Raw genomic sequence first — 24337 nt, forward strand, 5'->3', positions numbered from 1 at the left:
CTAATTCTCGTACCTTTAGTTTTCGTACAAACCCGGGAAATAGCGGTCGGTCAGCGTCACGTCGTAGACCTGGCGCACCTCGGTGATCCGGCCGTCGACGACGGCGAGGAACTCCACCATCCGGGCCGTGCCGAACGGCGCCGTCAGGTCGTAGACGACTGCGGCGCCGTCCTCGGCGATCGTCTGCCCGACCACGGTGACCGAGTCGGCGAACGCCGCGATCCGATGCTGCACGGCGAGCAGTTCCTCGTCGTCGACCGGCGCGTCGAGATTCCACTCGACCTCGACGTCGGGCGCCAGCAGCTTGCGGACGGCGGTCTTGTCGTCACTGGTCCACGACTTGGTCCAGAAATCGATGACGTCCATGACTCTCCCTGATGCTCAGTTGCGCACGCCGGCCTCGGGCCGGGCGGGCATCGGTTCCGGGAACTGCCCGTGTCCGAGCAGGGCGGCGGTGGCCTGGGCGATCCGGGCGGCGGCGAGGCCATCCCCGTACGGGCTGCCGATCACCGACATCGAATCCCGGCGCACGCGGCTTTCCAGCAGGTCCGCGACCGCGGCCACGATCGCGCCGGCCTCGGGCTCGACCAGCCGGGCGCAGCCGGCGTGCACGGCCTCGGTCAGCGCGCCACCGTCCCCCGGGACCAGCACCGGGGTGTCGGCGGCGAGGGCCTCCTCGGCCAGGTCGACGTCGTCGGTGATGACCACCTCGGCGGCGGCGATCAGGCGGGACCGCTCCGGGTACGGCATGGCGAGCCCGCCGAAGACGTCCAGCTCGGTGTACCGGGCGGTCAGGGCGAGCATTGCCTCGCGTACGGGCTCATCGTGCTCGCTGTTTTTTGAAATACCGGCCAGCACGACCCGGTTGGTGCTCGTCTCGGACCTCGCCCGGAAGCGCGACGCGATGAGCCGCGCGCCCTCCACCGCGGTGCCGCCGGTCAGCAGCACGTCGCCCGCCACCACCCGCTCGTCCAGCAGGTTCATCGCGGCCAGCGGCGCGGGCGCCAGGTGCACGGTCGCGGCCTGGGTGAGCAGCCGCCGATCGCCGTCGGCGTCGTCGGCCACGAGCGAGCCGGAGCGACGCCCGGAGTCCATGTGCATGACCGGGACGCGACGCCAGTAGGCGGCGAGCGCGGCGGCCAGGTTGTCCCCGCGCACCACGACGGCGGACGGGGTCCGGGTCGCCCACAGCTGGTCGTACCGGCGGACGGCCGCCGCGGTGTCGGGCGAGGCCGGCAGCGTGACGTCGGCGGCGAGCCCGCAGGCGATGAAGGTGCGGGCCACGGCGGTCGGGTCGGCCCCGCCGGCGAGCAGCACCGGAGCGACCCGGCCCTGCTCACGCATGGCCAGCGCAACCGGCGCCAGGCGAAGCGCCTCGGCGCACGTGCCACCGGCGAGGTGGACTTCGGGCAGCGACATGTTCTCTCTCCGGGCCTGCTGGGGGTCGAGCGGCAGGTCAGGACGCTATGCAGTTACATAGGGTGAGACAAGTGGTCGCCACTTATTGTGGCCGAACGGTCGAGCTCAGAGGGCGTTTATCGCTCGAAACCGGATTTAGCTCCCACCGAGACGTTACTCAGAGCAACATGAATTCGAAACTCGTGCATCACTTAGAGTGATGAAGGCGGGTGTCGCTGCGGGAGAGGGCGGCCTGCCTTGCCTTGGTGGATCAGGGGACTCTTCGGGATCAACCCGCGCACCGGTGAACGGGCCCTACCCGATCACCACGGCCGCCCGGCGCCCGGTCGTTGAACGAGGACGAGCGGATCTGCATCGGCGCCCGGCGCCGCGAGCATGCCCCGATCCGGCTTGCAGCGACCCCCAGACCAGACCCCGCCCTCTTGGGTGGGGTTGAGTAGAGCAGCGGGGTACGACGTTTTTCCGCGGTCGTCCACAGGCGGGGCTACTCGCCGCGCGGGGCCTGGTTCAGCAAGGACGGGTCGTCGCGGAGGAGGGCGGCCAGGCGGCGGGCCGCCATCTCGGTCTCCTCGGGGCGCTCGACCTGCAGCGGAATCGGCTGGGGCAGCGGGGTCGGCATGGCGCCACGCTGGGGCTGCGGCTGGGGCGGGATGATCCGCTCGGTGGCGGCCGGCTCGGCCGGGGCCCGGTGCTGCTCGGCGTGGATGCGCCGGGTCGACTGCGCCGCGTCGTGCGACGGTCGCGACGAGGTCTGCGGGGGCACGGCCGGCGGCGGGGTGGCCGCGAACGGGTGCGGCGGCACGGGCGGTGGTGGGGTGGCCGCGAACGGGTGCGGCGGGTACTGCGGCGCCGCGGGCGCCGGGCTCGGCATCGAGCTGGGCGGCATCGAGCTGGGCGAGATCGGGCTGCCCGAGACCGGACCACCCTGGAAATGCCCGCCCGAGACGGGAGTGCCGGAGACGGGACCGTTCGAGACGGGACCGCCCGAGACCGGATCACCGGGGACCGGGCCGGCCGCGTTCTGGCCGCGGGAAGCCATCCCCAGGTCACGCATGCGGGCACCCAGATCGCGGGACGTCTCGCCCGGGTCGTGGGACATGTAGCGCGAATCCGGCGGCGGATTGTCGAACGAGCCGTACCGGCGCTCGGCCGTGTCCGAGTCGCTGTAGTAGGCGTTCGGCTCGGCGTACCCGTACTGCGGCGCACCGTAGCGGTCCTGGTCGTCCTGATTGCGCCGCAACTGGTCGGTGGTCGGGCGGGCGGGCTCGTCCAGGTCGACGTCGACGATCTCGGCGTGCCGGGCCGGCGGGGCCTCCTCGCGCGGCGGCGTGTCGGCGCTGACCTGCACCTGGCCCTCGGCGAAGAAGAAGTGCAGCAGGATCGGGTCGCCCGAGCCCTCGGCGCCCACGGACACGCCCAGCTCGGGATGGCGGGCCACGACCGCGGCGATCGCCTCGACCAGCTCGGTCACTGCCGGTGACGTACCGGTGGCCTCTCCGGCCGCGCGCCTACGCAGCTCATCACGGCGCGCGAGCTTGTCGAGCGCATCGTCCAGTCCGCCTCGCACGCGTCACCGTCCTTCCTGTGCGGGTTGTCCACAACTACTGTGCCCGCTGGAAGGCCGATTTGGAAACCTCGATCTCCGCGACTCTGCGCACACCCTACGTGGACTTGGCTCGAATGGCCTTGTCCAGTGCCTGGTCGAGCACGACCAGCAGGGCGTCGCGAACGGAGGCGCGGAACCGCGCGTCGTACGACAGGACGGGCACGTCGTCACGGATGGCGAGCGCCCAGCGAACCTCCTCGAGGCTGTAGGTCATCTGCCCGTTGAACGTGTTCACGCCGACGACGAACGGCAGTCCGGCTCGCTCGAAGTAGTCGATCGCGGGGTAGCAATCGTCGATCCGAGCCGTGTCCACCACCACCAACGCGCCCAGGGCACCCTTGATCAGGTCGTCCCACATGAATGCGAAGCGTGACTGCCCGGGCGTACCGAAGATGTAGAGCTTCAGCGTCTGGTCGATGGTCAGGACGCCGAAGTCCATGGCGATCGTGGTCGTGGTCTTCGTGCTTCCCTGGCCGGGATCGTCGATGCCGACCGACTCCGCGGTCATCTCCGCCTCGGTGGTGAGCGGGGAGATCTCGGAGATCGCGCCCACGGTTGTCGTCTTTCCGACACCGAAGCCGCCGGCCACGATGATCTTTACCGGGACCGGGGCCTTCTTCGGCTTTCCGCCGCTGCCCACCCGGGCGGTGCCGACGATGCGGTCAGGTGATTGCTCGAAGTCCACGGATCACTCGCATGATGGTCTCAGGGTCGGGGGTGTCGTTGTCCAGCACGTGAACGTCCAGCTGCCCGGCGGCGCGCAAGTCGCCGACGAGAATGCGGGTGACGCCGAGGTGCAGACGCAGCCGGGCGGAGATCTCCGCCACGGACGTTGGTTCCCCGCAGAGCGCGACGATCGCGCGCATCTCCGGGGAAAGCCGCATGGGACTCGCGGCGTGGTTGACGGACACCTGGGTCTCCATCCCGATGTCGGGATCGGCGCCGTCGGTACGCCCGGACGTGATGACGAACGGGCGCAGTGTCGTGGCCTGCTCCTCGACCAGCGGCTCGCTCTGTGGTGCAGGGCGGTAGCCGCCGGTCGAGTGAAGACCAGACTGCAGGAAGGGCCGGACACTCGGCCGAGCCGGGTGAGCCGGGTCGTCGGGGTCCGGATAGGTCATTGCTGGACGGCGTTCTTCAATTCCGCGATCAGACGCGGGCTCAGCGCGCCACCGGCCCGCGTTGCGAACAGCGTCATCTCGTACGCGAGGGTGCCCAGGTTGGCCGACCGGTCCGCGATGACGCCCAGCACCGAGCCGGCGCTGATCGCGGTGACCAGCAGGTACCCCTCGGCCATGTCGATGATGACCCGGTTCAGGGAACCCAGCCGGTACCAGCTGGCGGCGCCGCCGGCGAGGCTGGTCAGCCCGGAGACGACGGCCGCGAGACGCTCGGCGTTCGGCCGGTCCTTGATCGCCGACATCGCCATCAACAGACCGTCGGAAGAGACAGCGATGGCCTCGATCACGCCCGCGGTGCCGGAGGTGAACGAGTCCAGCAGCCAGTTGAAGGTCTTGGCCTCGGCGCTGAGCTGTGCCTGGCCGTAGCCGTTACCGGTGTCCGTGGAGTAAGGGGAAGTCATCGCGGTTGTCCCTCGGGTTGTGGCTGAGTTTCATTCAGTGCGAGTGCGACGCCGTACTCGAACTGTTCCATTAGTGCTCGTGCGGCATCCGGATCAAGCGGAAGTGCCGGAGCGGGCGGGGGCGGGCTGTGCGGCTCGTCTCGCGGAAGGGTGGCACCCGGAACCCGGCGGGCGAGGGGTGCGTGACCGGCCGACGGCGGCGCCGTCATCTCGGTCTCGGCGACGTCCCAGTGGGCGCGGCTGACGCCGGCCTCGAAGGCGTCGAACGCGGCACGGGCCGCGACCGCGTCGTCCTGCGACGGTGGAGCGGTCGGCAGCTTCGTGCCCGACTCGGCCGGCAGCTGACTGCCGGGAACTCGGCGGCGCAGCGGTCCGCCGTTCGCGGAGCGGAGCGGAGCCTGCTGCTGCGGCTCTTGCGGCTCCGGCGGGGCAGCGTAGGGATCCGGCTGAGCGTACGGCTGAGCCGCCGGCTCGGTGTAGGACGGCTGCTGGCCGTACCCCTGCTGCTGGCCGTACCCCTGCGGCTGCTGGCCGTAGTCCGGCGACTGGCCGTAGCCCTGAGGCTCGGAGTACGGCTGCTGCACCTGAGGCTCCGGCTCGGCGTAAGTGGGCTGGGCGTAAGCCTGCGGCTGGTTGTACGCCGCGGGCGTGCTGTACCGGTAGTCCTCCTCGGTCCGCTGACGCGGGATGGCCGGGTTCGACGGGGCGGCAGCGACCTCGGGGGTGTTCCAGGTCGGCTGCGGCGCCTCGATCGGCTGCTGGTTCCAGGCCGACGGCCCGGCCGCGGGCAGCTCCGGCAGCGAGGCCGGCACCCGGCCGGCGACCGGCGCGCCCAGGTCGTAGACCGGCTGGGGCGCCACCGGCGGCTGATACACCTGGCTCGGCGCGTAGACCGGCTCGGCGTCGTAGACGGGCTCGGCGTAGGCGGGGGCCGCCAGCGCCCGGCCCTCCGGCGCCGTGAGGGCCGGACCGGCCGGGGTCGCGAAGGCGTTCCACGACCCGCCCGACTCCAGGGTCCGGGTGGCCCGCTCGAGCACGTTGGCGTCGAACGGCAGCTGGCTGCCGGGCACCGAGGCGCGCGCCGCGGAACCGGCGATCACCTGGGCGAACTCGGAGGTGTGGTAACCGGGCATCGCGCCCGGCCCCGCCATCGGGAACGGCGCGCCCGCCATCGACGTGGTGCTCGGCACCCGCGAGATGAGGTGGGCCGGGGTCAGGTCGATCCAGACCGAGACACCGCCGCCGGGCGTGTCGGTGAGCGTGACCTCGATGCCGTGCCGCCGGGCGAGGCGACCGACCACGAAGAGGCCGAGCACCTCGGAGGGCACCAGGTCGAGGCGCTCACGGCGGGTGAGCCGCGAGTTCTCCTCGGCGAGGCGCTCGGGCGACATGCCCAGGCCGTTGTCGACGATCGCCAGGCGGGCGCCGCCGCGCAGCTCGGTCGCGCTGATCAGCACCCGGGTGGTCGGCGGGGAGAACGCGGTGGCGTTCTCCATCAGCTCGGCGAGCATCAGGGTCAGGTCGGCCAGGATGGCCGGCACGACCACGATCTCCTCGGGCACCTCGACGTCGACGCGGGTGTAGTCCTCGATCTCACCGAGGGCGAGACGGACGACGTCGGAGAGGGACAGCGGCGCCATGTGCTCGTTCGCGCCGGCCCCACCGGAGAGCACGACCAGCGAGGACGCGTTCCGCCGCAGACGGCTGGACATGTGGTCGAGCCGGTAGAGCTCGCGGAGCCGATCGCTGTCGGTCTCCTTGCGCTCCAGGTTGTCGATCAGGGCCAGCTGGCGGCCGACCAGGTTCTGCGTACGCCGTCCGACGTGACCGAACATCTGGGCCACGTTGCGGCGGCCGAGAACCTGGCGCTCCACCAGCCGGGCGGCGGTGGTCTGCACCCGGTCGAACGCGCGGGCCAGGTCGCCGATCTCGTCCTGGGCCTCGACGTCGACCGAGTCGAGGCGAATCGGCCGTACGGCTTCCGCCTCGTCGTCGGCGACCCGTTCGAGCTCGGCCTCGGCGGCGCGGGCGATCCGGTCGGCTGAGGTGGTGAGGCGCCGCAGCGGCCGGGCGACCGCGCGGGCCATGAAGATGCTCAGCGTGATCACCAGGAGCAGCAGGAGCAGCGAGCCGCCACCGATGAGGAAGGCGTCCCGGAGTGCCGTGTCCCGGTTGTTCGTCGCGATCGTGTCCACGTCGGCGGCGACGCGCTTCTCCACGAAGCCACCGAGAACGAGCACCGAGCGCAGCGACGGGAACAGCGTCTTGATGTTCAGCGTCTGTACCGCGGAGTTCGGGTCGATCGCGGCCTGGGTGAGGAAGTCGGAGCCGACCCGGGACGAGAACGCGTCCTGGGCGCCGAGGTACAGCTTGTACTGCGCGTCGGTGAAGAACGACTGGGCGTTCAGGATCACCTGCTGCAGCTGCACCAGCGTCGAGTAGAAGAGGCTGACGAAGCCGGCGTTCTTGGTGATCGTCGCGACCGTCAGGTAGGCCGACGCCTGACTGATCATGTCGTCGGAACGCAGCGACTGCTCGAGCGCGAACACCTGCCGGCCGACGCCGGTCGTGAGGTCGGCGTGCGACGCGAGGTCCAGCCCGTTGAACAGCGGGGTGATCACGCCGGTGAACTCGGTGACCAGGATGTCCGGGCGGATCGCCCGGTTGATCACGTTCTGCCGGGTGTTGTCGAGGCGGTCGGCGCCGCGCAGCGCGCGCCGCATCTCCTTGGAGAGCGGCTGGCCGCCGTCGTCGATCCGGGCGATCGCGTCGGTCGCCTTGGCGCTCTGCACGACGAGCTCGGGCTCCTGGATCAGGCCGAACAGGAAGCCGATCGAGAGCAGGCGCTCCTCCTGGAGCTCCTGCACGGCGGTGCTGACCCGGGTCGCGAGCTGAATGGTGTCCGACGTCTTCTGCGCGTCCTGCGCGTCGCTGATACGCGTGACGATGATCGGCACGCTCAGCGCCACGACGCCGAGCAGGGGAACGATGACGAGCAGGGCCAGTTTGCCCAGGATGCGGAACTTACCGAACAGCACCGGACCGCTCCCGCCGTGTCGGGTCGTTGTCGCCGTAGGCCGGGGCGATGTCGTACTGGCCGCCGTAGGGCGGCGGCGCCGGCCGGCTGGCCGGGATGTCGCGGGTCGTCGAGCCGATCGGCGACGCCATCGGGGCGGCCTCGGTCTCGCGGCGGCGGCCGAGGATCGGCCAGATCAGCGCGGCGAGCACCAGCAGGATCGCGAGCAGGCCCATGACGACCGCCTCGGAGCGCCGGTACGAGATCGTGTCCGACCGGTCGTCGAGAAGCTTCGCCATCTCCTTGAGCGTCACGCCGGCCAGCGCGTTCAGCGCGGTCTGGAGGGCGGTCTGCGCGGTCGACATGGTCGCGACGTTCGGGGTGCCGCCCGGGTTCGCGCCGCGGGTCATCGACTCGACGCCGCGGCGGAAGGAGTCGAGCGTGCTGACCAGCGAGCCGCTCAGCGTCGGGCTCTTGGTGTCGTCGACGGCGGCCTGGAGGTCCTCGGTGAGGTCGTTCACCGAGTCCTGCACGGTGAGCACGGCCTGTCCGAACTGGACGCCCAGGGCCGGCTTGTCCTTGGCCGCGGCGACCTGCAGCAGCTGGGCGTAGTCGCCCATCCGGCTCACCAGGATCACGGTCTTGGGCATGTCGTTGGCGACCGCCTCGGAAAGGTTCGAGACGTCGCTGTCCGGGTCGCGGTTCAGCTGAGCGTTGCGCCAGATCGAGGAGTAGAGGGCGAGCGCGAGGTCGGTCACCTCGATGTGCGCCTGGAACGCGGCGAGGGCGCCGGCGGCCTTGGGCAGCTTGTCGATCTTCGCCTTCAGATCGGCCCAGCGCTCCTTGGTCTTGAGGTCGTCACCGAGGCTCTCGTCGGCGGCCGCGACCTTGGCGACGGCGGACTTCAGCGAGTCGGGCGGGGCCGAGACGCCCTGGATCGCCGACGACTCCGACTCGGTGAGCGCGCTGACCAACGGAGTGAGGGCGGTGATGTACTCGACGCCCTTCTTCTCCAGATCGGTCTGCGCTCGGCGGTCCGAGTTCTGCTGCCATACGCGTCCAAAAAGGACCGCAGTTGGTACAAGTACCAAAACCGTCAAAATCACCGCGAGAGCGGAGCGTAAACGGGTTCGCCGGCTGTTCATTGCTTTCGTCCTCCGCCATGCAACACGCGATGAGCCGTTGGTGACGACTACTGTCCGTAGCCGGATGGGCGCACGGATCCGGGCCAATCTATCCGAGAAAACCTCAGGAAGCCCCTCGCCAAGGGGCGAAGTTCGCTCGGCTGATCGGTGGATACGGGCTCGGCCTTCTTCCGGCGTCGCGCGCGATTCCAATCCCGTTGTTTCGGACCGAAGCCGCAGCGCAGGCCGGTTCCGGAAGCCGGTTGGCTACCGCGGAGATGGTAACGGGAAGGCAGGCTTACGAAAAGATACAAGATTCGCAATAGATAACGATTATGACTCGGCGCGCCATTCACGGAGTGTAGTCATCCGCTCGCTCAACGAAAGATAATCGCATTAGGTAATGTCGGTCGTGCCGCAAAAAGGGCGTTTCCCCGCCGTTAACCCGGGGAAACGCCCCGAAACGCCTAGAGGCGGGCCAGCGCCTTGCGCAGCGGGTCGAGCCCGAGCGAGCCGAGGTTCAAAGCGTCCCGATGGAAGGCTTTGAGGTCGAAATCGGCGCCCTTGCGGCGCTTCGTCTCTTCGCGTGCCTGCAACCAGATCCGCTCGCCCACCTTGTAGGAGGGGGCCTGGCCGGGCCAGCCGAGGTAACGCTTCCACTCGAAGCGCAGCACCTCGTCCGACATCCGGGTGTGCGCCCGCAGGAACTCCCAGCCCAGCTCGGGCGTCCAGTTCTCGCCCGGGTGGAAGCCGAACGGGTTGTCCCGCGGGATCTCCAGCTCGAGGTGCATGCCGATGTCGACGATCACTCGGGCCGCACGGAGGGCCTGGCCGTCCAGCATGCCGAGCCGGTCGCCCGGGTCCTCGAGGTAGCCCAGGTCGTCCATCAGGCGCTCGGCGTAGAGCGCCCAGCCCTCGCCGTGCCCCGAGCACCAGCAGAGCAGTCGCTGCCAGCGATTGAGCAGGTCGGACCGGAGCATGACCTGGCTGACCTGGAGGTGATGGCCGGGCGCGCCCTCGTGGTAGACGGTGGTGACCTCGCGCCAGGTGGAGAACTCGGTGATGCCCTCGGGCACCGCCCACCACATGCGCCCGGGCCGGGAGAAGTCCTCACTCGGGCCGGTGTAGTAGATGCCGCCGTCGCTGGTCGGCGTCAGGCAGCACTCGATCTTGCGGGCCGGCGGCTCGATGTCGAAGTGGGTGCCGTTCAGCTCGGAGATCGCCTTGTCGGCCAGCGCCTGCATCCAGTCGCGGAACGCCTCCTTGCCCGGGATGCGCTTGCCCGGGTCGGCGTCGAGCGTGGCCACCGCCTGGTCGACGGTGGCGCCGGCGCCGGCGATCGCGGCCGAGACCACGGCCATCTCCCGCTCGAGCCGGTGCAGCTCGGCGAAGCCCCAGAGATAGGTCTCGTGCAGGTCGACCTTGGCGCCCAGGAAGTACTGCGAGGCCAGCGCGTACCGCTCGGGGCCGACCGCCTCCTTGTCGCGGCCGAGCGGCGCCAGCTCCTCGCGGAGGAAGGACGCGAAGCCGGCCGTGGCCGCGGTCGCCGCGGCGGCGCCGCGCTCGAGCTCGGTCGCGAGCGCGCCGCTCGCGTCGAGCCGCCGGGCCAGCCCGTGGAAGAAGTCGTCGCGGCGCGGGTCGGTCCAGGAGTCGCACTGCTCGGCGACGGCCAGCATCTGGATGCTCGCGCTGACCCGGCCGGCGGCCGCCTCCTCGCGCAGGGTCGTCTTGTACTGCTCGAGCGCGGGGGCGAAGAGGTTGAGCCGGGCGGCGATGTTGGCCACCGCCTGCTCGCCCTCGGTCGGCATGATGTCGAAGGTGCCGCGCATGCCGTGCAGGGCGCTGGAGATCACGCTGATCGCGCTCTTGGTGTAGCCGGCGTCGTACGTCGCCAGCTCCAGCCCGAGCCGCTCGATCATGGCGTCCTTCGCCACCTGCTCGGACTCGTGCTCCGGCTCGATCACGTCGAGGTCGTTGAGGGTGCGCCGGACGAGCTCGGCCTGGGCCGCGTAGCCCTCGGGCGAGAGGTCGTCGATCTTGTCGTCGTGGCCGGCGATGCCGACCGAGGTCGCGCCCAGCGGGCTCAGCTCGGCCCAGTCGTCGACGTAGCGGTTGGCGAGGTCGTCAATTCGTCCCACGACGCGACCCTACGGGAACGAAACCCTACTTGTGGCCCGCCGTCCACTCCAGCAGTCGTTCCATCGGCCAGCTGTTGACGACCCGCTCGACCGGCACGGCGCACAGCGCCGCCCGCTCGCAGCCATTGCCGAGCCAGTCGAGCTGGCCGGGCGCGTGCGCGTCGGTGTCGATGCTGAACAGACAGCCCGCCTCGACCGCGACCGTCAGCATCCGCTTGGGCGGGTCGAGCCGGTCCGGCCGGGAATTGATCTCGATCGCCTTGTGGTGCTCGAGGCAGGCGGCGATCACCTTGTCGAGGTCGAACGTGCTCGGCGGCCGGGTCCGCCCGCCGCGGTGGCCCTTGTCGCCCTCGCCGGCCGCCGACACCTTGCGGCCGGTCATGTGGCCGAGGATGTCCAGGTGCGGGTTGGCGATCGCGTTGACCATCCGCCGGGTCATCCGCGGCGACTCGTCGCGCAGCTTGCTGTGCACCGAGCCGACCACCACGTCGAGCCGGGCCAGCAGCTCGTCCTCCTGGTCGAGCGAGCCGTCGTCGAGGATGTCGACCTCGATGCCGGTGAGGATGCGGAAGCCCTCGGGCAGCTGGTCGTTGAGCTTGGCCACCCGGTCGAGCTGGGTGCGCAGCCGGGCCGGCGACAGGCCGTTGGCCACGGTGAGCCGCGGCGAGTGGTCGGTCAGCACCAGGTACTCGTGGCCGAGCTCGACGGCGGCCAGCGCCATCTCCTCGATCGGGGAGCCGCCGTCCGACCAGTCGGAGTGCGAGTGGCAGTCGCCGCGCAGGGCCGAGCGGATCGCGGCCGCGGCGGCCGGCAGGTCGGCGCCCTCGGTGGACCGCACCCGGCGCAGATAGACCGGCTCCTCGCCGGCCAGCGACTCGGCGATGCAGCGGGCGGTGACGTCGCCGACGCCCGCGAGCTCGCTCAGCGTGCCGGCCGCGGCCCGGGCCGCCAGCTCCTGGGCCGGGAGCTTGGCGATGGTGGCGGCGGCCGAGCGGAACGCCCGTACCCGATAGGTCGCCTCGTTCGCCCGCTCGAGCTGGAAGGCGATGCGCCGCAGGTCGTCGACCGGATCGCGAGATGCCATGCGGCAAGAGTAGGACGTTAGGCTCGGCCCCGTGCGGACGATCGATTGGGTGGACGGGGCCGTCGAGATCATCGATCAGACGGCATTACCCCGGGAGGTACGTGTCCTGCGCCTGCACACCGTGCCGGAGCTGGTCGCCGCGATCCAGTCGCTGGCCGTCCGCGGGGCGCCGGCGCTCGGCGTCGCGGGCGGGTTCGGCGTGGCGCTGGCGGCCCGGGTGCACGCCGACGACCCCGAGGCGCTGGCCGCGGCGGTGACCCGGGTCGAGACCGCCCGGCCGACCGCGGTGAACCTGGCCCGGGGCGCGCGCCGGGCGGCGGCCCAGCTGCGCCGTGGTCCCGAGGCGGTGCTGGCCGAGGCGTACGCGATCCGGGATGAGGAGATCGCCGCCTCGGAGGCGATGGCCGCCCGCGGCGCCGATCTGATGATCGAGCTCTGCGGCCATCGGCCGCGCCTGCTGACTCACTGCAACACCGGCGGGCTAGCGACCGTCGTGCTCGGCACCGCCCTCGGCGTGGTCTACGAGCTGCATCGGCGGGGCGCGCTCGCCGGCGTGGTGGCCAGCGAGACGCGCCCGCTGCTGCAGGGCGCCCGGCTGACCGCGTGGGAGCTGTCCCGCTGGGGCATCGAGCACCGGGTGGCGGTCGACTCGGCCGGCCCGTTCCTGATGGCCCGGCGCGAGGTGGACGCCGTGATCCTCGGCGCCGACCGGATCTGCGCCAACGGCGACGTGATCAACAAGATCGGCACGTACGCGCACGCGCTCGGCGCCCGCCGGGCCGGCCTGCCGTTCGTGGTGGTGGCCCCGGAGTCGACCGTGGACGTCGCGACGCCCAGCGGCGACGCGGTCCCGATCGAGGACCGCGGCGCCGCCGAGATCACCCCCTGGTCCGACGCGGTGAACCCGGCCTTCGACGTGACGCCGCGCGACCTGGTCACCGCGATCGTCACCGACCGGCGAGTGATCCGCCTCGACAAGGGCCAGCGCCCCTAGGGTCTGTCTCGGCGGATCACGCGGGGCTGCGGCGTGGCCCAGGCGGCGCCTGACGGCGGCCGCGAAGCGACCGAATCCAACACCGGGATGCGGCCACTTCGCGGCCGACGCCAGCCACCACCTGGACCGCGCCTCGCACTCGCGCGATCCACGAGACAGACCCTAGCCTTCCTTCTTCCAGGGCGAGAGCCACGGCGTCTCGGGCCAGCCCTCGGCCGCGGCCATCAACGGGTACGCGCTCGCGCCGTCGATCGACTCGCGCACGATGTCGGCGTGCCCGGTGTGCCGCGCCGTCTCCTGGATCAGGTGCAGCAGGATCCAGCGCACGTTCCAGTGGGTGAGGTCCTTGCGGTTCCACGGCACCGAGTGGTCGATCTCGATCGCGAAGTCGAGGTCGCCGAGCTCGGTCACCGTCTTCTCGGTCTGCTCGGCCACCCGGTCGTAGCGCGCGAAGACGTCCTCGATCGTCTCGCCGTCGGCCAGCCGGAAGTTCTCGGCGTACTGCTGGTAGTCGACCGACTGCGGCTCCCGCCGGATCGTCGCCAGCCAGTTCTCCTCGGTCGAGGCGCAGTGCTTGATGAGACCGCCGACGCTCAGCGCGCTCGCCGACGGCGTCGCCCGCAGTTCCTCGTCGGTGAGGCCGTAAGCGGTCAACCGAAGCACGTACCGCATCTGGGCGAGGTAGGCGAGCAGGCCCTCCTGCTCGTTGTTGACCGGGCCGACCTGACCGGGCATATCGTCTCCTAGCTCGAAGAATCGCTGTCGACGACGAGCCTATGAAGCAATGCGGCCACTTTCCGGCCGCATTGTCGTGACGCTGACACGATTTTCGGCGGTCGAGGCGGTCGAGGCGGTCGAGGCGGTCGAGGCGGTCGAGGTGACCGCGGTGACCCAGCCGCCGTCCCGCCCGAGCGCGAGCAGGTCATCGACCGAGACCGGCATCTCGACCGGCTCACCGCCCGCGGCCGGCCACGCCCGGCGCAGCGAGCCGCCGAGCGCCACCAGGGGAGTGAGCGTGCCGTTCGCGAGCGCCTCGTCCATCGCCTTCAAGTCGTCGATCAGGCCGCGCAGGACGGAGTGCACGGCGGTGGCGTTGCCCTCGCACATCGCCACGATCAGTTCGGCCCGGGTGGCGGCGACCCGGGTGCCGTCCCGGAACGAGCCCGCGGCCAGGGCGCCGGCCAGCGGGTTTCCGTCGAGCTGCCGGGCCAGCGCGGCGGCGAACAGGTGCGGCACGTGGCTGATCCGGGCCACGGCCCGGTCGTGCTCGTCGGCGGTGGCCGGTACGACCCGGGCGCCGATGGCGGTGAACAGCGCGGCGAGCGTGAGCCAGTCGTCCAGCGAGGTCTCGCCGGGCTCGAGGCCGAGGACCCAGGCGCATCCCTCGAACAGCGCGGGGTCGGCGGCCGCGAAGCCCGAGGTCTCCTTCCCGGCCATGGGGTGCCCCCCGACGTACCGTCGCAAGCCGTTCTTGATCGTCAGGTCGCGCACCGGGCCCTTGACCGAGGTGACGTCGGTGATCAGGCCGTCGAAGCCGGCGAGCTCGGCCAGCACCCCGGGCAGCGCCGGAAGCGGCACGGCGAGAACGACGAGATCGGCCCCGGCGACGGCCTCGGCGACCGAGGAAGCGGAACCGGCCAGCACGCGGGTCGCCGGATCGGCGTCGTAGCCGGTGACACGGTGCCCGGCCGCGCGCAGAGCCTGGAGCAACGACCCGCCGATGAGCCCGAGACCGATGACCGCCACGTCCACGCCGGAACTCTCCCACACCACCAAGATCAGCCGTTCGGCCAGGCGCAATGTGTCCGTTTTGTGCCTGATAAACCGCGATCTCCCGCAATACGGTGATCACGTGACTTACCGGGGGAAATCACTCGCCATCGGACTGGCCGCGGCACTCGTCGCGGTGGCCGCGCCCGCCCAGGCGCAGTCGTCCGACCTCATGCCCAGCTTCAACGGCGCCGTCCTCACCGTCGCCTACGCGGGGGACGTCCTCTACCTCGGCGGCGACTTCACCGCCGCCATCGTCCGGGGCAAGCAGGTCGCCCGCGGTCACGTCGCCGCCGTCGACTCCCGCACCGGCGCGCTGCTGGCCTGGGCGCCGGCCGCCGACGGACGGGTCAAGGCGATCGTGGTCAGCGGCGGCTCGGTCTACCTCGCCGGCGACTTCGCGACGGTCGGCGGGCAGAAGCGGGACAGCCTGGCCCGGGTCGACGCGACCAGCGGCGCCCTCTCGGCCACCTTCAAGCACGCGATCAGCGGCCGGCCGGCCTCGATCGCCGCCGCCGGCAACCGGCTCTACCTCGGCGGCGCGATCACCGCGGTCGACGGGCAGGCGCGCGGCCGGCTCGCCGCGTTCAACCTGAGCACGGGCGCGCTCGACACCCGCTGGCGGCCCACCGCCGACGATCAGGTCGAGGTGGTCGCGGCGGGCGCCGGACGGGTCTACGCCGGGGGCAAATTCCACAAGGTCAACAGCGTTTCCGGGTACGACCGGCTGGTCGCGCTCGATCCCTCGACCGGCGCCGTGGTGCCGTCCTTCAAACCGAAACCGCCGGTCATCACGTACGCGATCGCGGTCACCGCGGACGGCGTGTACTCCGCGCACGGCGGTCAGGGCGGCCGGGTCAGCGCCTACACGCCGGGTGGGCAGCTGCGGTGGTCGGCGACCTTCGACGGGGACGCCCAGGCGATCACCGTGCTCGGCTCGGTGGTCTACGCCGGCGGCCACTTCGACCGGGCCTGCAGCACCGCCCGCACGGGAACCCAGGGCACCTGCGTCGACGGCTCGGACGACCGGATCAAGCTCGCCGCGCTCGCGACCGGCGACGGGCACCTGCTCGACTGGACCGCCGACGCCAACGGGGTCGAGGGCGTCTTCGCCCTGGCCAGCAACCCCGACCGCAACACCGTCGCGATGGGTGGCGCCTTCACCACCGTCGACGGGCAGGCGCAGAAGCGCCTCGCCCAATTCAGCTGAGACTTTTCTCCCGGCAGCGCGGGGCCGCATCTTTGGGCGAGGATGCGGCCCCGCGCCCTTTATCCCGTGCGGCCATTTGCTTTGTGCCGTGCTTGGTCCTGTGCTTGGTCACGTGCGGCCGGACGCTCGCTAGGCTGGGCTGGTGACCGAGAGGCAGCCGTCCTGGCCGGCGACGCCGGCCGCCCACCCGGCGTACGCGCAGACGCACGCGCGGCCGCCCTCCGGGCTGTTCCCGGGACCGACCCGGCCCGTCTATCGCGAGGCCCACCCGATCGCCGCGGCGCCGGTGCTCTCCGGGCTCGGGGCCGGGCTGCTCTGGTTCGGGCTCTTCGGCGGGCTCGCGCACGATCTCGCCTCCTACGCGTGGTGGACGCTCGTGGCCGCGATCAGCGCCTGGGCCGTGGCGCTCGTGCTGACCGTCCTCGGTGACCGTGGCGCGGCGGTCGGTGTGGCCCTCGCGAGCGGCGTGGGGTTGTCGATCGCGATGGCCTTCGTGGGCGCGCGCTGGATCTCCACGTACGACTGGCCGCTGTGGTGAATCCGGCGACGGGACGTGCCGTAGTCGTCGCCGTCCGCACTGGGTCTTGACTCGCGTCGGCCCGGTGGGCAATGTCGGCATCATGGCCCCCACAACGCCACGGCTCGACCCCGATCGTCGCCGCCGCCGACTGGAGTTGCTTGCGGCTCTCGCCGATGCGAAAGCGCGGGAGTCCGCGCAGCCGCAACGGCTTCGCGGGGCACGCCTCCGCGAGCTCATCGCCTCGCGCCGTCGCCTGGCCAACTGACTTACCAACCCTTTTGGGGGCGTGGCGCGCCGCGCCCGCCGTTCTTCCCGCTACCGTCACTCGCTGAAGACAAAAGTCGCGTGGGGGGAAATCTTGTCGACTTTCGCTGCCGCCGTCGCACGCGGAAAGAACGGGTGGACGGCGTCCGAGCTGGACCTGACCGGCCTCGCCGACATCGACGAGGTGGTGGACGCGCTGCGAGACGTCGAGCCGGACGCCGACCTGGCTCTGCTCTTCGTCGAGAGCGACGACCAGTACCTGGCGATCCTGCGCCTCGACGAGGGCGAGGACCTGCGATTGTTCGGGTCGGACTCGGCGTTCGTCGAGGAGTCGCGGATCGGGTCGGTGCTGCTCGGCGAGATCGAGGCGCCGGCACTGGAGATCGACGACCTGACCGCGGGCGCCGACGATGACGAGGACGGCGACCAGCCGGCCGACCCGGACGCCGACCCGGTGGGCGACGCCGACCTGCTGAACGACCTCGGGATCGGCTCGCACCGGCTGCTGGGCCTCTGCGGTCAGGAGGGCATGCTGCCGTCCGACGTGACCGCCGAGATCTGCCAGCGCCTGGGTTGCGGCGACGAGATGGAAGAGCTGCGGGAGGCGTGAGCGAGCGCACCGGCCGCGAGCGGGCCGCTCAGCGCGTGCGGGCCGCTCAGCGCGTGCTGGTCGCGAGGGCCACGAGTCCACGCCCGGCCGGTTCAGCGTGAGCCTCTCGCCCTCGTTGCGGCACGAGTCCTGGATGCGGCGGGCGATCGAGGTTGCCTCGGCCTATCCGGAGGACGTGCCGGTCGGCGCGGTCATCTACGGGCCGGACGGGTCGGAGCTGAGCGCCGCCGGCAACGAGCGGGAGGCGACCGGCGATCCGACCGGCCATGCCGAGATCCTCGCGCTGCGCCGGGCGGCCGTGCTGCTCGGCAGCTGGCGTCTCGAGGGCTGCACGCTGGTGGTGACCCTCGAGCCGTGCACGATGTGCGCCGGCGCCCTGGTGCTCGCGCGCGTCTCGACGCTCGTCTTCGGCGCCTGGGAGCCCAAGACGGGCGCGGTCGGCTCGCTCTGGGACGTCGTCCGGGACCGCCGGCTCAACCATCGGCCGGCGGTCTACTCGGGCGTCCTCGAGGCGGAGTGCGCGGCGCTCTTGCGGGATTTCTTCCGCTAGGCGGGACGCTTTTGCCCGTACGGCCGAAGCAGTCGCGTCGTCGCGCACGGTGACGCCGCGTCAGTGAGCTCAGGCCGCGCCCGCGATCGCGGTTTCCAGCCCGATCCGCACCATGTCGCCGAAGCCCTGCTCGCGCTGGGCCGAGTCCATCTTCTCGCCGGTCTTGATGTGGTCGCTCACGGTGAGGATGGTCAGCGCCTTGGCCCCGTAGCGCGCCGCGATCGTGTAGATCGCCGCGGACTCCATCTCGACCGCCAGCACGCCGTAGTCGGCCAGGGAGTCGTAGAGGTCGGGCCGGTCGGTGTAGAACGCGTCAGCAGCCAGGATCGGGCCCACCCGCAGCTGGGTGCCGTGCCGCTCGGCCACCTCCGCGGCCGTGCGCAGCAGACCGAAGTCGGCGACCGGCGCGTAGTCGATCAGGCCGTCGAAGCGGACCCGGTTCATGTTCGAATCGGTCGCCGAGCCGATCGCCGCGATCACGTCACCCAGCTTGAGGTCCATCGCCAGCGCGCCGCACGAGCCGATCCGGATCACGGACTTCACGCCGTACTCGTTGATCAGCTCGTGGGTGTAGATCGAGGCCGACGGCATGCCCATGCCGGAGCCCTGCACCGACACCCGGACGCCCTGGTAGGTGCCCGTGAAGCCGAGCATCCCGCGGACCTGGGTGTAGCACTTCGCGTCCTGGAGGAAGGTCTCGGCGATCCACTTCGCCCGCATCGGGTCGCCCGGGAGCAGCACCCGCTCGGCGATGTCGCCCGGCTGCCCGCCGATGTGCACGCTCATCCTTCGTGCTCCTCTGCTCGGTTGCTCATGTCGCCTCGGCCTGTGTCGCCTCTGCTCATGTCGCCGATCCTGCCAGGTCAGCGAGCGTGGCCGGGGCAAAGGGTGACCCGGCGGCAAGGGCGCCCAAGCGTCCGGTAACGTACTTACCGGTGGTGTGTCCGAGCGGCCTAAGGAGCACGCCTCGAAAGCGTGTGAGGGTGCAAGCCCTCCAAGGGTTCAAATCCCTTCACCACCGCTCTTCAGCCCGGCGGCTTCCTTGCGGAGTCGCCGGGCTTTTTTAGTGCTTAATCGCTTACGTCGTGTATCTGTGTCAATGCTTATGGTGATCGACGAGCATCACGCTGCGTGGCGAAAGTGCGTTCATCCGTACGCTCGATCGGCCGCTCCGCCGTTCGGCTGTTCTCCATGATCAGATGTCGTGTACGTAACGCGCCCGTTTCGGCGTCCCGCGGCGCTCGGTCCGACCTGGATCGATTACCGGGCGTCACGATGACGGGACGGCCCTAATACGGCGGGTGTTACGCAAGTCACGGAGCCAAAAACCACCGGATCAGACAATGTGCTCCAACCGGCTGGCGAGAACTTTTCACAAGATTGCCCTACGCCGATCTCCGAGAACTGTCCTAGATTTGACATGTGAGAGTTGAGCACCACTGGTGGAATGGTGACGTCCGGCTCGCGCGCCGTGACGTCTACGTGCGCACCGACGGCCAAGCCTGGGAGGTTGTGGCTCAGATGGGCGGCCCCGACGGCAAGTCGAAGGTGCAAACATGTCCAGGACGCGCCTCGGCGTTGATCCTGGCTGACGCGTGGCGTGGTCCACGCTGGCATTGGCGCGAGATCTAGCGCCTCGGGCCGGCTGCGCCGCTCGCTTGACTCATCGGCCAGCCGATATTTCCGGACGGGCCGGACCCTACCCCCAGGGTCCGGCCCGTTTCGTGTGCGTTGAACGCGCACAAACCGGACTGGTTGTCCGGCGGCAAGCAGCCGGCCCGGAATAACGTTTCACCCCATGCAGGCCACAGTCACCGACCACCGCAGCGACGTCGCGGTGCTGCATCTCAAGGGCGAGCTCGACGCCGACACGGCGGAGAAGCTGCGCTCGACGCTGGCCGAGCTGCTGGAGCGCCCGGTGCCCCGGATCGTGGTCGACCTGACCGACCTGAAGTTCTGCGACTCGGTCGGGCTGAGCGCTTTCATCACCGCCAAACAGGTGATCGCGGCGCGTGGCGGGTGGATGAGCTTCGCGGGGCCGAACCCGTTCCTCACCCGCTTGCTGGCAACCGTCGGGTTGAGCCGCTACTTCGCGATCTTCCCCGAGGTCGACGACGCGATCGCCGCGGCGCAGCTCTGATCGTTGCGGGGGTCATGGGGTCGCCCGGGCGTATCGCCGAGTCCCGCCGGCGCCGGGTCGCGCCCCCTGCCGCCCGCGCGGCTGTCCCCGCGCGGACCCGCGCTCGTGCCGAGTCGCGCCTGCGCCGCCCACGCCGAACGCCGCTCACGCCGGCCGCGCCGAATGCCGCTCGCGCCGGCCGCGCCGAACGCCGCCCGCGCCTGCGCCGCGCCGAATGCCGCCCGCGCCGTGCCGCGCTCACCCCGCGCCGGATCCCGCGCCGCGTCGCGCCGGATGCTGCCCGCGCCGGATGCCGCCCGCGCCGAGCGCCCACGCCGCGCCCCACCCGGCCGATCATGTCTCCCGGCGGCCCGGTCTCCCCGCCGACGCGGCAAACGACAACGGCCGGGCTCGCGGGAGCCCGGCCGATCATCTCTGGTTGCGGAGGATACGAGATTCGAACTCGTGAGGGTGTAAACCCAACACGCTTTCCAAGCGTGCGCCCTAGGCCACTAGGCGAATCCTCCGTCGGCCAGGATACAGACATCCGGGGCCACGGTTGCGCGCGGGTCGGCGCTCACGGCTTTCCGGCGACGGGTACGCTCTTGGTCAGCCCCTCGTGCGGCGTGCATCTCGTGAACCTCCCCAGGGCCGGAAGGCAGCAAGGATAAGCGGGCTCTGACGGGTGCACGGGGGGTCCCTTTTTTCCTTGGCACACGCGCCACCCCTGAGCGACTTTGTTCTTGTCGTACCCCCGACGGAGAATGGCCCGGTCGTTGAGGAGGGGTAGTGGCACTCGCGCTTTACCGCAAGTACCGTCCGCGCACGTTCGCCGAGGTCATCGGGCAGGAGCACGTCACCGAGCCGTTGTCGCAGGCTCTGCGCAGCGGGCGGCTCCACCACGCCTACCTCTTCTCCGGCCCACGTGGCTGCGGCAAGACGTCGAGCGCGCGCATCCTGGCCCGCTCGCTCAACTGCGAGCAGGGCCCTACGCCCGAGCCGTGCGGGGTGTGCGCGTCCTGTCGCTCGCTGGCCAACGACGGCGCCGGCTCGATCGACGTCATCGAGATCGACGCGGCCAGCCACGGCGGCGTCGATGACGCGCGCGAGCTGCGGGAAAAGGCGTTCTTCGCCCCCGCCAGCAGCCGCTACAAGATCTACGTCATCGACGAGGCGCACATGGTCTCGCCGGCCGGCTTCAACGCGCTGCTCAAGCTCGTCGAGGAGCCGCCGGATTATGTGAAGTTCATCTTCGCGACCACCGAGCCGGAAAAGGTGCTCGGCACGATCCGGTCCCGCACCCATCACTACCCGTTCCGGCTGATCCCGCCGGCGGTGCTCCGGCCGTACCTCCAGCAGCTCACCGAGGCCGAGGGCATCCACGTCGACCCGGCCGTGTTCCCGCTGGTGGTCCGCTCCGGCGGCGGCAGCGCGCGCGACACGCTGTCGGTGCTCGACCAGCTGATCGCCGGCGCCGGCCCCGAGGGCGTCTCCTACCCGCGGGCGGTCGCCCTGCTCGGCGTCACCGACGTCACCCTGATCGACGACATGTGCGACGCGATCGCGGCCGGCGACGGCGCCGCGGCGTACGAGACGATCGACCGCGTCGCCGAGGCCGGCCACGACCCCCGGCGCTTCGCCACCGACCTGCTCGAGCGCTTCCGCGACCTGATCGTGCTGCAGCAGGTGCCCGACGCGGTGTCCAAGGGCCTGATCGACGGCCCCTCCGACCAGCTCGAGGCGATGAGCGCGCAGGCCGCCCGCCTGGGCCAGGCGACCCTCTCCCGCTGCGCCGACATCACCCACAACGGCCTGGTCGAGATGCGCGGCACGACGGCCCCCCGCCTGCTGCTCGAGCTGATCACGGCCCGCATGCTGCTGCCCGGAGCCGAAGACTCAACAGGCGCCCTGCTACAGCGTTTGGAGCGCATGGAGCGGCGCCTAACCCTGAGCGGTGACACTCCGGCCGTACGCGATGAAGCCCCCGTCCCCCCACCGGCGGCGGTCGAGTCAGCCCCGCCCCCGCCCACCGACGACCCGTCAGGCTCCGGCCGCGGCGGTTTGTCAGCGGCACGAGCGGCAGCCGCCGCGGCAAGCCGCCGATCGCCCACCGCCACCACCGGCCGCCGCCCGGCCCCGGCCGAGGCCCCCGCCGCCCCCGCGGTCGAGCCAGTTTCCGCCGCTCCCGTGTCGGCCGCGCCAGTTTCCGCCGAGCCGGTTTCCGCTGCCCCCGTGGCCGCACCCGTCTCCGCCGCGCCGTCGTCTCCCGCACCCGCCCCAGGCCTCGCGTCGCCGTCGCCGTCGCCCGAGCCGGAGCACTACGACGACGAACCACCGTGGGACGACGAGCCAGAGCCCGACGCTTACGACAGCGCGCCGGCACCCGCCGGGCTCGCCGTGTCGGCGCCCGCATCCGCTCCGCCGGCGCCGGCCGCCGAGCCGCAGCGTGCGCCGCAAGCCTCGGCCGCCTCTGCCGGCGAGCCGCAGCGTCCGCCGGCCCCAGTTGCCGAGGCCTCGGCCGCCGAGCCGCAGCGTCCGTCCCAAGTTCCGGCCACCGATGCCCAGCGTCCATCCCAAGCCCCGGCCACCGAGGCGCATCGCCCGGTCGAGGCCCCGGCCGCCGAGGCGCAGCGCCCGGCCCAGCGCGGCCGTCCCGAGCCTCGCGGCGTCCTTCCCGACGCCCCCGAGGAACCCGGCGCCGCCGCGGTCGAGCCCCCATCCGGCGAGCTGACCGCCGCCAACGTCCGCGAGGTCTGGCCCGAGATCGTTGGCGCGATCCGCCGCCAGAACAAGCGCCTCGCCGCCCTGCTGATCGACGCCGTGGTGCGCGACTTCGACGGCCGCACCGTGGTGCTCATCTTCCGCTCGGCGCGGCTCGCCGAGATGGCCACGAACGGCGCTCCCGAAGTGGCCCGTGCCCTCTACGAGGCGCTCGGCGGCCGCTGGGAGATCAGCTGCGAGACGGCCGGCGACGGCCCCATGCCGCCCGCCCCGCGCGAGCCGGCCCGCAGCGGCACCCCCGAATACTCCGGAGTCCGCCAGGGCCGCCAGGCCCCCATGAGCCCCGGCGCCCAGCAACCCCAGGCGGCCGCGGCCCGTCCGGCCCAGAGCCGCCGTCAGGAGAGCGAGTCGCCTTCCTCGTCCGGCGACGACGACTGGCCAGAACCGGCCAAACCGGGCGGCCCGGCGCCGGAGGTCCACGACGAGGAAGAGGACTGGCCAGAAGTCAGCCCCATCGGCACCTCGGCCGCCGAACAGCCAGCCGCCGATCAGCCAGCCGCCGAACAGCCGGCCGCCGATCAGCCGGCCGCCGATCAGCCGGCCGCCGAGCGCCGGGCGTCATCGCAGCATGCCGCCGTGCCCGCCCACGCCGCTGACGCCCTTCGTGCCGCGCCAGAACCGGACCGCCCTCCCCGGGCATCCGATGGCGCCGCGGAAGGTGCCACGGACGCTCTACGCCCCGATACCTCGGCAGCCACGCGAGATCTCGACGCATCGGTGGTCGATTCCGCCGGCCCACGCGGCGCCACCGTCCAGAACGGGTCGGATCCGGTCCACCGTTCCGATGGCGGCGTCGGTTCACCGAGCTCCCCATCGGCCGGCGCGGCGGTGGCGGGCTCGTCCCAGCCGACAGCCGTGGCGGGCTCATCCGAGTTGACGACCGCGGCGGGTTCGTCCGGGCCGACGGCCGCGATCGGCCCATCCGGCTCGCCGGTCACGTCGGGACCATCCGGGCCGACGGCGGTGGCGGGACCCTCCGCTCCGGCGGGTGGCGCGAGTCCGGCCGCGACGCCCGGCTCGGCCGGTGCGGCAGCCGCTGCCCGAGCCGCTCGGAACGGCGGTCCCGGAAGCGGTCTGGCAGCCGCCCGGGCCGCGGCAGCGGGCGCACGAGCCGCCGCGGCGGCCCGCCAGAGCGGTGCCCGCCCGGCCGCCGCGTCGCCGGGGACGCCCGCCTCGCCGGCCTGGTCCGACGGGTCGCCGACCGAGGAGGCGCCCTACGACCCCGAGTTCGACGGGCCGCCGAAGGACGGCGGAGGGTCGAGCTTCGTGGGCTTCGACCCGGGCGACGAACCGCTCGACGACGTGATCGACGAGAAGACGGCCCGCGAGAGCAGCGAGCAACAGGCCATGCGACTGCTGCAGGAGGTCCTGGGCGCCGAGAAGATCGGCGAGAGCTGAGCCACACCCGGCGGCCCGCGCCGAGCGGCGGACGGTAGGCCTCGGGCTGAACGCGGGCCTGAGCCGCCCGTGCCCGCGAGCGTCTCCGGCGCGACCAACGGGCGTAGCTCCCGTGCGGGCGCGGCCCCCGGACGGTTGGCCGCGGCTCCTGC

At 71.5% G+C, this 24337-nt stretch carries 20 protein-coding genes, 2 tRNA genes and 1 other RNA gene; 9 read left to right on the forward strand and 14 right to left on the reverse strand.

What is annotated here, in order from left to right; all coding sequences use genetic code 11:
* Positions 1 to 15 precede the first annotated feature (15 nt).
* From ACZ6TB_RS25420 to ACZ6TB_RS25465, 10 genes are all read right to left on the reverse strand, one after another.
* Positions 16 to 366 carry a hypothetical protein gene (locus ACZ6TB_RS25420; RefSeq protein WP_465557666.1) on the reverse strand — a complete coding sequence of 117 codons (351 nt, stop codon included), beginning with the start codon at positions 364 to 366 and terminating at the stop codon, positions 16 to 18.
* 15 nt (positions 367 to 381) lie between these two features.
* Positions 382 to 1419, reverse strand: coding sequence for a UDP-N-acetylglucosamine 2-epimerase (locus ACZ6TB_RS25425; RefSeq protein ID WP_465557668.1), 1038 nt, complete (start codon positions 1417 to 1419; stop codon positions 382 to 384).
* 484 nt (positions 1420 to 1903) lie between these two features.
* On the reverse strand, positions 1904 to 2986 hold the full coding sequence (locus tag ACZ6TB_RS25430) for a hypothetical protein (RefSeq protein WP_465557670.1): 1083 nt from the start codon (positions 2984 to 2986) through the stop codon (positions 1904 to 1906).
* 94 nt (positions 2987 to 3080) lie between these two features.
* Positions 3081 to 3710 (reverse strand): GTP-binding protein, encoded by a 630-nt coding sequence (locus tag ACZ6TB_RS25435; protein ID WP_465557672.1) that lies wholly within the window; start codon positions 3708 to 3710, stop codon positions 3081 to 3083.
* Complete coding sequence (locus ACZ6TB_RS25440; protein ID WP_465557674.1) at positions 3688 to 4146, reverse strand: DUF742 domain-containing protein; 459 nt, start codon at positions 4144 to 4146, stop codon at positions 3688 to 3690. The genes ACZ6TB_RS25435 and ACZ6TB_RS25440 overlap by 23 nt, the downstream gene beginning before the upstream one ends.
* Positions 4143 to 4607, reverse strand: coding sequence for a roadblock/LC7 domain-containing protein (locus ACZ6TB_RS25445; RefSeq protein WP_465557676.1), 465 nt, complete (start codon positions 4605 to 4607; stop codon positions 4143 to 4145). Before ACZ6TB_RS25445 ends, ACZ6TB_RS25440 begins: the two co-directional genes overlap by 4 nt.
* Positions 4604 to 7645 (reverse strand): sensor histidine kinase, encoded by a 3042-nt coding sequence (locus ACZ6TB_RS25450; protein ID WP_465557678.1) that lies wholly within the window; start codon positions 7643 to 7645, stop codon positions 4604 to 4606. Before ACZ6TB_RS25450 ends, ACZ6TB_RS25445 begins: the two co-directional genes overlap by 4 nt.
* Positions 7632 to 8714 (reverse strand): hypothetical protein, encoded by a 1083-nt coding sequence (locus ACZ6TB_RS25455; protein WP_465557680.1) that lies wholly within the window; start codon positions 8712 to 8714, stop codon positions 7632 to 7634. Before ACZ6TB_RS25455 ends, ACZ6TB_RS25450 begins: the two co-directional genes overlap by 14 nt.
* Before the next feature lie 500 nt (positions 8715 to 9214).
* Positions 9215 to 10885, reverse strand: a complete 1671-nt coding sequence (locus ACZ6TB_RS25460; protein ID WP_465557682.1) for a DUF885 domain-containing protein — start codon at positions 10883 to 10885, stop codon at positions 9215 to 9217.
* Positions 10886 to 10910: 25 nt separating this feature from the next.
* Positions 10911 to 11969 carry a PHP domain-containing protein gene (locus ACZ6TB_RS25465; protein ID WP_465557684.1) on the reverse strand — a complete coding sequence of 353 codons (1059 nt, stop codon included), beginning with the start codon at positions 11967 to 11969 and terminating at the stop codon, positions 10911 to 10913.
* A gap of 31 nt (positions 11970 to 12000) precedes the next feature.
* On the opposite strand from ACZ6TB_RS25465, the gene mtnA reads away from it, so the two are divergent.
* Positions 12001 to 12963 (forward strand): S-methyl-5-thioribose-1-phosphate isomerase, encoded by a 963-nt coding sequence (gene mtnA / locus ACZ6TB_RS25470; RefSeq protein WP_465557686.1) that lies wholly within the window; start codon positions 12001 to 12003, stop codon positions 12961 to 12963.
* A gap of 162 nt (positions 12964 to 13125) precedes the next feature.
* Here mtnA and ACZ6TB_RS25475 read toward each other — a convergent pair whose 3' ends face one another.
* The gene (locus ACZ6TB_RS25475; RefSeq protein WP_465557688.1) at positions 13126 to 13698 is read right to left on the reverse strand and encodes a DinB family protein; all 573 of its coding nucleotides are present in this window, start codon (positions 13696 to 13698) and stop codon (positions 13126 to 13128) included.
* Positions 13699 to 13737: 39 nt separating this feature from the next.
* Positions 13738 to 14736, reverse strand: coding sequence for a prephenate dehydrogenase (locus tag ACZ6TB_RS25480; protein ID WP_465557958.1), 999 nt, complete (start codon positions 14734 to 14736; stop codon positions 13738 to 13740).
* 79 nt (positions 14737 to 14815) lie between these two features.
* Here ACZ6TB_RS25480 and ACZ6TB_RS25485 point away from each other — a divergent pair, with 79 nt between their 5' ends.
* The 4 genes from ACZ6TB_RS25485 (at position 14816) to ACZ6TB_RS25500 (ending at position 17887) form a co-directional block, all read left to right on the forward strand.
* The gene (locus ACZ6TB_RS25485) at positions 14816 to 15943 is read left to right on the forward strand and encodes an outer membrane protein assembly factor BamB family protein (protein WP_465557690.1); all 1128 of its coding nucleotides are present in this window, start codon (positions 14816 to 14818) and stop codon (positions 15941 to 15943) included.
* Positions 15944 to 16085: 142 nt separating this feature from the next.
* Positions 16086 to 16481 carry a hypothetical protein gene (locus tag ACZ6TB_RS25490; protein WP_465557692.1) on the forward strand — a complete coding sequence of 132 codons (396 nt, stop codon included), beginning with the start codon at positions 16086 to 16088 and terminating at the stop codon, positions 16479 to 16481.
* Positions 16482 to 16821: 340 nt separating this feature from the next.
* Positions 16822 to 17337, forward strand: a complete 516-nt coding sequence (locus ACZ6TB_RS25495) for a tRNA adenosine deaminase-associated protein (protein WP_465557694.1) — start codon at positions 16822 to 16824, stop codon at positions 17335 to 17337.
* 133 nt (positions 17338 to 17470) lie between these two features.
* Positions 17471 to 17887 (forward strand): nucleoside deaminase, encoded by a 417-nt coding sequence (locus ACZ6TB_RS25500; protein WP_465557960.1) that lies wholly within the window; start codon positions 17471 to 17473, stop codon positions 17885 to 17887.
* Between the two features lie 69 nt (positions 17888 to 17956).
* Here ACZ6TB_RS25500 and deoD read toward each other — a convergent pair whose 3' ends face one another.
* Positions 17957 to 18673, reverse strand: a complete 717-nt coding sequence (gene deoD / locus ACZ6TB_RS25505; RefSeq protein ID WP_465557696.1) for a purine-nucleoside phosphorylase — start codon at positions 18671 to 18673, stop codon at positions 17957 to 17959.
* 148 nt (positions 18674 to 18821) lie between these two features.
* Here deoD and ACZ6TB_RS25510 point away from each other — a divergent pair.
* Both ACZ6TB_RS25510 and ACZ6TB_RS25515 read left to right on the forward strand, forming a co-directional pair.
* Positions 18822 to 18908 (forward strand) — tRNA-Ser (locus ACZ6TB_RS25510).
* A gap of 777 nt (positions 18909 to 19685) precedes the next feature.
* Entirely contained in the window at positions 19686 to 20027 is a 342-nt protein-coding gene (locus tag ACZ6TB_RS25515; RefSeq protein WP_465557698.1) for an STAS domain-containing protein, read from the forward strand.
* Positions 20028 to 20448: 421 nt separating this feature from the next.
* Here the strand turns inward: ACZ6TB_RS25515 and ACZ6TB_RS25520 are convergent.
* Positions 20449 to 20533 (reverse strand) — tRNA-Ser (locus ACZ6TB_RS25520).
* Positions 20534 to 20614: 81 nt separating this feature from the next.
* On the opposite strand from ACZ6TB_RS25520, the gene ffs reads away from it, so the two are divergent.
* Positions 20615 to 20711: signal recognition particle sRNA small type (gene ffs / locus ACZ6TB_RS25525), an RNA gene on the forward strand.
* Positions 20712 to 20795: 84 nt separating this feature from the next.
* Positions 20796 to 24185: a DNA polymerase III subunit gamma and tau gene (locus ACZ6TB_RS25530; protein WP_465557700.1), complete on the forward strand. Its 3390-nt coding sequence runs from the start codon at positions 20796 to 20798 to the stop codon at positions 24183 to 24185.
* The last annotated feature ends 152 nt before the right edge of the window (positions 24186 to 24337 follow it).

It is taken from the genome of Actinoplanes sp. NPDC051537, from assembly GCF_055586105.1.

Excerpts from the sequence above, each read along its gene's own strand:
- ACZ6TB_RS25500 (WP_465557960.1), top strand. The coding sequence starts at position 17,471 with ATGCGGCGGGCGATCGAGGTTGCCTCGGCCTATCCGGAGGACGTGCCG.
- ACZ6TB_RS25465 (WP_465557684.1), bottom strand. The coding sequence starts at position 11,969 with ATGGCATCTCGCGATCCGGTCGACGACCTGCGGCGCATCGCCTTCCAG.
- deoD (WP_465557696.1), bottom strand. The coding sequence starts at position 18,673 with ATGAGCGTGCACATCGGCGGGCAGCCGGGCGACATCGCCGAGCGGGTG.
- ACZ6TB_RS25440 (WP_465557674.1), bottom strand. The coding sequence starts at position 4,146 with ATGACCTATCCGGACCCCGACGACCCGGCTCACCCGGCTCGGCCGAGT.
- ACZ6TB_RS25515 (WP_465557698.1), top strand. The coding sequence starts at position 19,686 with ATGCAGGCCACAGTCACCGACCACCGCAGCGACGTCGCGGTGCTGCAT.
- ACZ6TB_RS25425 (WP_465557668.1), bottom strand. The coding sequence starts at position 1,419 with ATGTCGCTGCCCGAAGTCCACCTCGCCGGTGGCACGTGCGCCGAGGCG.
- ACZ6TB_RS25475 (WP_465557688.1), bottom strand. The coding sequence starts at position 13,698 with ATGCCCGGTCAGGTCGGCCCGGTCAACAACGAGCAGGAGGGCCTGCTC.
- ACZ6TB_RS25420 (WP_465557666.1), bottom strand. The coding sequence starts at position 366 with ATGGACGTCATCGATTTCTGGACCAAGTCGTGGACCAGTGACGACAAG.
- ACZ6TB_RS25445 (WP_465557676.1), bottom strand. The coding sequence starts at position 4,607 with ATGACTTCCCCTTACTCCACGGACACCGGTAACGGCTACGGCCAGGCA.